At 54.0% G+C, this 2,588-nt stretch carries 1 protein-coding gene; it reads left to right on the forward strand.

Going from position 1 to position 2,588, the window contains the following annotated elements; genetic code table 11:
- Positions 1-2,588: non-ribosomal peptide synthetase (locus tag LU351_RS20250; RefSeq protein WP_232595902.1), on the forward strand; the 2,588-nt coding region annotated here is incomplete at both ends.

Consider the following 2,588-nt stretch of genomic DNA (forward strand, 5'->3'; position numbering starts at 1 on the left):
CCGGCATTGGCGCCACTGCCCATTCAATACCTGGACTACAGTGTCTGGCAGCGCAAATTGTTGGATGAAGAGGGATTACTGAATAAGCAGTTGGCGTACTGGCAGAACAAGCTGGCCGGTGTGCCTGAGTTATTCGAAGTGGCGACGGATTATCCAAGGCCGGTGACTCAAAGTGTGGAAGGTGGCAGTCATACGTTCCGCCTAGAGGCTAGGTTGGCAGAGCAATTACGGACTTTGTCTGAACAGCAAGACTGTACGCTCTTTATGACCTTGCTGGCCGTGTTTACGACGCTGCTCTATCGCTACAGTGGGCAAGACGATATCTGCCTAGGCAGCCCCATCGCGAATCGTCAGTACGGCGAAACGGAAGGGCTCATCGGCATGTTCGTCAACACCTTAGCGTTGAGAAATCAGGTGAGCGGAGAGATGTCTTTTACCGCTTTCTTGCAGCAAGTGAAAACCACCTGTTTAGAGGCGTATGAACACCAAGATACGCCCTTTGAAAAAATTGTAGAAGCGTTACCACTGCAACGAAACCTGGGTGTTAACCCCTTATTCCAGATCATGTTTGTTCTGCAAAATAACCGATCTGAACGCCTCATATTCGACGACGCCGATACAAAAATCAGTCCCTACCCATTGGAAAATACCGTCAGTAAATTTGACTTAACCCTGTCGCTGGCAGAAACGGACAGCGGTTTACAGGGCAGCCTGACCTATCGCACATCACTGTATAAGGTGTCCACCATCGAGCGTTTGGCGGGCCATTTTATGGCGTTGTGCCAATCCGTTGTTACTGCTCCGACAAAAGCATTGAGTGCATTTCAATTTATGGGGGAGGCGGAAAGACAGCTCACCCTGGCCCAATACAACCAGGCTCAATACAATCAAGCGCAATACAACCAGACATCCTTAGATTGCCCCAGAAACCAATGCCTCCATGAGCGGTTCGAAGAGCAGGTCAACGCCACACCCGATGCCATTGCCGTGGTCGCGCAAGGCGAGGCGCTCAGCTTCCAGCAACTCTATGAGCGCAGCCAGCGCCTAGCCCGATACCTTCAATCCGTCGGGGTTAAGCCAGACACCTTGGTGGGGTTGTGTGTAGAACGATCGCTGGACATGATGGTGGGTATCCTCGGGATATTGCAGGCAGGAGGGGCCTATGTGCCACTGGATCCGAGTTACCCGGAAGATCGACTCGCCTACATGCTGGAAGACAGCCAAGCGTGCCTGGTCATCACCCAAGCACGCTATCAGAGCAAGCTCAGCGCGCTGGCGCAGGCAGACCGGCCATTACTGGTGCTGGATACCCAACAGGCAGACATTGATGCCTGTGCGGACTTATCACTCACACGAGCGGTCAGTGCCACCCATCTTGCTTATGTGATTTATACCTCGGGCTCCACCGGCAAGCCCAAAGGCGTCATGGTGGAACACCGAAGCATCGTGAATCACATGCAGTGGATCATTCACCAGCTCGCCCTGGGCGTGGGTAAGTCCGTATTACAAAAAACCGCTTTTAACTTCGACGCGGCGCAGTGGGAGTTGATGGCGTTGCTGGGTGGCAGCACCGTGGTGATGGCCGCCCCAGGTATCGAAAAAGACCCACAACAGTTACACGATGCCATCGTGACGCATCAGATCACGACGTTACAATGTGTCCCGGTGCTCTTAAACGCCCTGTTGGAGCAGACTGAACTGCACCGGTGTGACAGCCTCGAAGCGATTCTCTGCGGTGGTGAACTGCTGGAGCAGCGGTTGGTGGAGCGCTGTCAGCAAGCGTTACCGGCTGCCAGCCTCTACAACTTGTATGGCCCGACCGAATGCACGATTGACGCCACCTTTTACGATTGCAGCGCTCAACCTGCCGCTACAAGTTCGGCAGGGGTGATCACACCCATCGGTATACCGGTGAACAATACCCAGGTCTATGTGCTGGACCCGTACCAAAATCCCCAACCCATTGGCGTCCCAGGTGAACTGCATATTGCTGGTGATTGCCTGGCCAGAGGGTATTTGGGTCGTCCTGAGCTCACTGAAGAGCGGTTTATTGCCAATCCCTTCAACCCCGGGACTCGCTTGTACAAAACCGGGGACCTTGTGCGGTGGCTTGAGGATGGCAACCTGGAATGTCTTGGGCGAATGGACACACAGGTGAAGATTCGTGGATACCGCATAGAGACGGGTGAGATCGAAGCGAGGTTGAACGAGCACTCGGCACTCAGCAACGCCGTGGTGGTGGCGCAGGGTGAGGCAAGTGATCAGCGTTTAATTGCGTTTTACGTGACTGTCGATGATGCAGAGCAACCGACGATTGAGTCATTAAGAACCCATCTGTTGCGCACCTTACCAGACTACATGGTGCCGGCTGCTTTCCAATGGTTAGAAGCGATTCCACTGACCCCCAATGGCAAGGTGAATCGGCAGGTGTTGGAAAAAAGGGAAGTGGTCGTTACTTCAGAGCACGAATACGTCGCGCCGAGAGATGAAACCGAGCGGCAGTTGGTGGCCATTTGGGCGGAGACCCTGGGGCTGGAGGCAGATCAGATAGGGGTGAAGGACAACTTCTTTGAGCTGGGTGGTCATTC

Source organism: Marinibactrum halimedae (genome assembly GCF_021234875.1).
GTDB classification, from domain to species: domain Bacteria; phylum Pseudomonadota; class Gammaproteobacteria; order Pseudomonadales; family Cellvibrionaceae; genus Marinibactrum; species Marinibactrum halimedae.